Annotated in this window: 5 protein-coding genes; 2 read left to right on the plus strand and 3 right to left on the minus strand. The window is 56.6% G+C overall.

Annotation, left to right across the window (positions count from 1 at the left end; genetic code table 11):
* Positions 1-796, plus strand: a 796-nt coding sequence (locus ABWP27_RS12440) for an SDR family oxidoreductase (RefSeq protein WP_353157336.1), incomplete at its 5' end; no start/stop codon positions are given.
* A 23-nt stretch (positions 797-819) separates the two neighbouring features.
* Here the strand turns inward: ABWP27_RS12440 and ABWP27_RS12445 are convergent.
* From ABWP27_RS12445 to ygfZ, 3 genes are read right to left on the minus strand one after another with little or no spacing between them, the layout of a single operon-like run.
* A complete protein-coding gene (locus ABWP27_RS12445; protein WP_353157338.1) occupies positions 820-1,602 on the minus strand; it encodes an NRDE family protein in 783 nt (260 codons plus the stop codon).
* A complete protein-coding gene (locus ABWP27_RS12450; protein WP_353157341.1) occupies positions 1,593-1,880 on the minus strand; it encodes a DUF4936 family protein in 288 nt (95 codons plus the stop codon). The genes ABWP27_RS12445 and ABWP27_RS12450 overlap by 10 nt, the downstream gene beginning before the upstream one ends.
* Positions 1,881-1,917: 37 nt before the next feature.
* On the minus strand, positions 1,918-2,976 hold the full coding sequence (gene ygfZ / locus ABWP27_RS12455; RefSeq protein ID WP_353157344.1) for a CAF17-like 4Fe-4S cluster assembly/insertion protein YgfZ: 1,059 nt from the start codon (positions 2,974-2,976) through the stop codon (positions 1,918-1,920).
* A 128-nt stretch (positions 2,977-3,104) separates the two neighbouring features.
* On the opposite strand from ygfZ, the gene mltG reads away from it, so the two are divergent.
* Positions 3,105-3,946, plus strand: an 842-nt coding sequence (mltG, locus tag ABWP27_RS12460; RefSeq protein ID WP_353157347.1) for an endolytic transglycosylase MltG, incomplete at its 3' end; no start/stop codon positions are given.

Consider the following 3,946-nt stretch of genomic DNA (forward strand, 5'->3'; position numbering starts at 1 on the left):
CGATGTGCAGCAGGATGCACTGGAGATAGTCGCGGCCGAATTGACGGCACAAGGTGTGCAGGTGCTGTCAATGCAGTGCGACGTCAGCAAGGCGGAGCAGGTGCAGGCGCTCGCCGATGCGACGCTGGCGCGTTTCGGCGCAGTGCATTTGCTGTTCAATAATGCCGGCGTGGCATCCGGCGGCCTGATCTGGGAAAACTCGGCGGCCGACTGGGATTGGGTGCTGGGCGTGAACGTATTCGGCGTGATTCACGGTGTGCGCGTTTTCACCCCCTTGATGCTGGCGTGCGCCAAACGTGATCCTGCTTATGCCGGACATATCGTCAATACCGCATCGGTTGCCGGCTTGCAGAATGCACCGACGATGGGTATTTACAATGTATCCAAGCATGCGGTGGTTTCGCTGACGGAAACGCTGTATCAGGATTTGCGCCTGATCGAAGCGCCGATCGGCGTCTCGGTCCTGTGTCCGTTCTTTGTGCCTACCGGTATCCATCAATCGGAGCGCAATCGTCCGGACGAAATGCAAAATGGACTGCCGCCTACCGTCAGTCAGCGTGCAGCGCAGGCATTTTCAGAAAAAGCGGTGCAGTCGGGAAAAATTTCGGCGGCACAGATTGCCGATCTGACTTTCGATGCAGTGCGCGACGATCGTTTTTATATCTATTCCGAAACGGCAGCGCTGATCAATGCACGCAAGCGCCTGGACGATATCGTGCAGCAGCGCAATCCCTACGATCCTTATGAAGAAGTGCCGCACATACGCGAATTGCTGCGTGCCAGGCTGAGGCGCTGAAGACGGGGCTAGAGCAGCTTCGCTTACTCAAATCCTTTGGTGCAATGCCCGCGATGTACGCGCTCCGGCGCGGGTGGCATTGCGACTGTCGGACGCTCCAGCAATACCGGCGCCTGATTGGTTTGCAATTTGACCAGCGTCGACACGCGTGTGCCGTAATCGGGAGAGCTGATGCAAACGGCGGACAGCAGACGTTCGCGCTCCAGGCTGACGCCGGTCTTCGGCAGCCGGCAGTCCGAGGCGCAGGTGGTGTCGGACAACATTTCAAAGAAAGCGTCTTCCGGTGCCCCCTGGCATAGCAGGCTGGCAAATTCCGCCTTGGTGCTGACGACCTTCGGCCATGTGCAATCCAGCAGCGAGTTCGACAAGCCATACATGCCGGGTTTCATCGGTTTGCCGTTGCGCTCGTCTTGTTCACCGCGATTGGAATACCAGATTAATTCATCCTGATTGCCTACCAACAGATTGAAACCGTTGTAGTCGGCAGCATGGGGAGAAATTTCTTCTATGTAGTCGGTCGGCGTTGCCGCTCCGGCCAGATAATTCAATACCAGATTGCCGCGCGTAGGCGCATTCGGACGTATCTCGGACGGTCCGCGAATATTGGTGATTGCAGCAAAGCGGCCATCGCGTGTGATGCCCATCCATGTGCCGCCGCCTTGCAGGTCGCGTCCGGCATAAATCTGCGGATGGTCATGCCACCAGTCGGCCGGGCTGGCCGGCCTGTCGTAAAACTCGTCGCGATTACCGGCGGCGAGCAAGGGCATATTCGGCATTACCTGCCAGGCAAAGACGATTAAACACATAGGGATAAATCCAAAAATTGTTCGGTGTGGCGCTTGCCATCAATGAGTGACGACAGCCCGCTTGCCGCAACGGCTTGCTCCAGCTTGACTGCAAAATCTTCATTCACGGCCAGATACACTTCCATCCACGTATGCATGCCGTCCTGCGCGACGGGACTGCGCTTGAGTGCCGTACGAACCGCGTATAGACGGGATAGATTATCCTGCAACGCCGACACCTTCGTCAGAAAGAGCGCGGCGTCGGCAGCCTGTACCCGATAATAAATATAGAGGTCCATCGTTGGCTTTGTGTTCTGGAACATGTTCCGACGTTGCTCAGACCGGATCAGTCAAAGGGTAAGGCAGGGGCTGGAAAAACAGCACCGGGCCTTGCGCCGAACCCAGCCGCACTTCGGATTCTGCTGCCGCCAGTTTGATCTCGACCAGACAGGCGATTTGCTGCGCATTTACTGGTTCGGCGTTGACGACCATGCCGCATGGCTGCTCGGGATCGTCGATGGAAAAAATTTCGGTGCCGGGTGCAGCGCCTGGCGCGTTCACGCGTGCATGCAGCATGCGGCGCTTGAGTTTGCCGAGATACTGGCTGCGGGCGACGATTTCCTGGCCGGGATAACAACCTTTCTTGAAGTTCACGCCGCCTATCAATTCAAAGTTGATCATTTGCGGAACGAATTTTTCCTGGGTGGTAATGCTGATGTGCGGCACGCCGCTATCGATTTCCGCCAGCTGCCACGCCGCTGTGCCGGCAGCCTGTAACACTTTCGTCAACTGCGGCCACGCTTCCATCGCCTGCGCGGCAGTGGTGATCCATTGATAACGTGCTGTGCCAAACGCATCGGGATGACGGATCAGGGTGCCGGCGGCGGATTCGGCCTTGTCATAAATCGCTGCCGGCAAGGCAGGGAACCACTGTTGCAGTACGCTGACTGCCGCCGGGCCGGCGAGACCAAGCATCACGTGATTTTCTGTTGCATCGATGAGTTTGGCCTTGGCGCGCAGCACAAACATCTGCAGGCGTTTTTGTACGCCGGCCTGCAGTTCGCGTGGCAGTTGCAGCATGATGCCGTCGGCGGTTTTCCAGATCAGCAGACTTGCCAGCAGCCGGCCTTTGGGTGAGCAATAGCCTGCCAGTCGTGCTGCGCCGGCCTCCAGATGTTCAACATCGTTCGTCAACTGGCTGTGCAGAAAATGGGCGGCTTCGTCGCCGCTGGCGGCGATCAGGCCCAGATTGGTAATGGGAGCAACAAAATCGGTGCGTGGCGTCTCAGGCGGCATCTGTGCGCCGAAATACAGAAGCTCAGCTGCGGCTTCAGCGCTGGCGGGCGTGCTGAATTGCGCACCCTGATCAGCCAGAAAATTCAACCATGTAGTCATAATTTCAATCAATAAATTGGAGCAATCGGCGGTTCAGCTATTATCATTAGAGTCTGATTATAGTGGCGTGAGAAAAACGCGTCGGATTGCCCGCGATTTGCCCTGGATTTCACCGAGACCTTGCCTTGATTAAAAAACTCTTCATCCTGATTATTCTGCTGGCAATCGCTGCAGCGGCTGCCTTCGTATTCTGGGCGCAGCAACCCATCATCCATAATGACCAACCCGCCATCGACTTCACGATTAACCCCGGCAGCGGTGTGAAAAGCAGCATGCAGCAAATCGAAAATGCCGGTGTGCCGGTGCAACCTTTCCTGATGACGGTGCTGGCGCAAGTCACCGGCAACAGCGCCAAGCTGAAAGCCGGCAGTTACGAATTGAAACCCGGCACGACGCCGACCCGGCTGCTGACACAATTGGTGCGCGGCGAGTTTGCCCAGGAAGCGCTGACCGTCATCGAAGGCTGGACCTTCAGGCAGATGCGTGAGGTGATCAATGCGCATCCAGCCTTGAAGCATGACACCGCAGGCCTGTCCGACCAGGAACTGATGGCAAAGATATCGAGCGATTACAAAACACCGGAAGGCCTGTTTTATCCTGATACCTATATGTTTGCAAAGAATTCCAGCGACTTGCAGATTTACAAACAGGCGCACAACCTGATGCTCAAGCGTTTGAACGAGGCATGGCTGGCGCGCAATCCGTCGCTGCCTTATGTCTCGCCTTATGAAGCCTTGATCATGGCTTCCATCGTGGAAAAGGAAACCGGCAAAAAGTCTGAACGCACGATGATTGCCGGCGTTTTCGTCAATCGCCTGAAGAAGGGCATGCTGCTGCAAACCGATCCGACCGTCATCTACGGCATGGGCGATAGTTACAAGGGCAATATCCGCAAGCGCGATCTGCTGACTGACACGCCGCACAACACGTATACTCGCACCGGTTTGCCGCCTACGCCGATTGCCTTGCC

The organism is Herminiimonas fonticola, assembly GCF_040395855.1.
In the GTDB taxonomy this organism is placed as follows: Bacteria; Pseudomonadota; Gammaproteobacteria; order Burkholderiales; family Burkholderiaceae_D; genus Oxalicibacterium; species Oxalicibacterium fonticola_A.

Coding starts and splice junctions, on each gene's coding strand:
- ABWP27_RS12445 (WP_353157338.1), bottom strand. CDS start 1,602: ATGTGTTTAATCGTCTTTGCCTGGCAGGTAATGCCGAATATGCCCTTG.
- ABWP27_RS12450 (WP_353157341.1), bottom strand. CDS start 1,880: ATGGACCTCTATATTTATTATCGGGTACAGGCTGCCGACGCCGCGCTC.
- ygfZ (WP_353157344.1), bottom strand. CDS start 2,976: ATGACTACATGGTTGAATTTTCTGGCTGATCAGGGTGCGCAATTCAGC.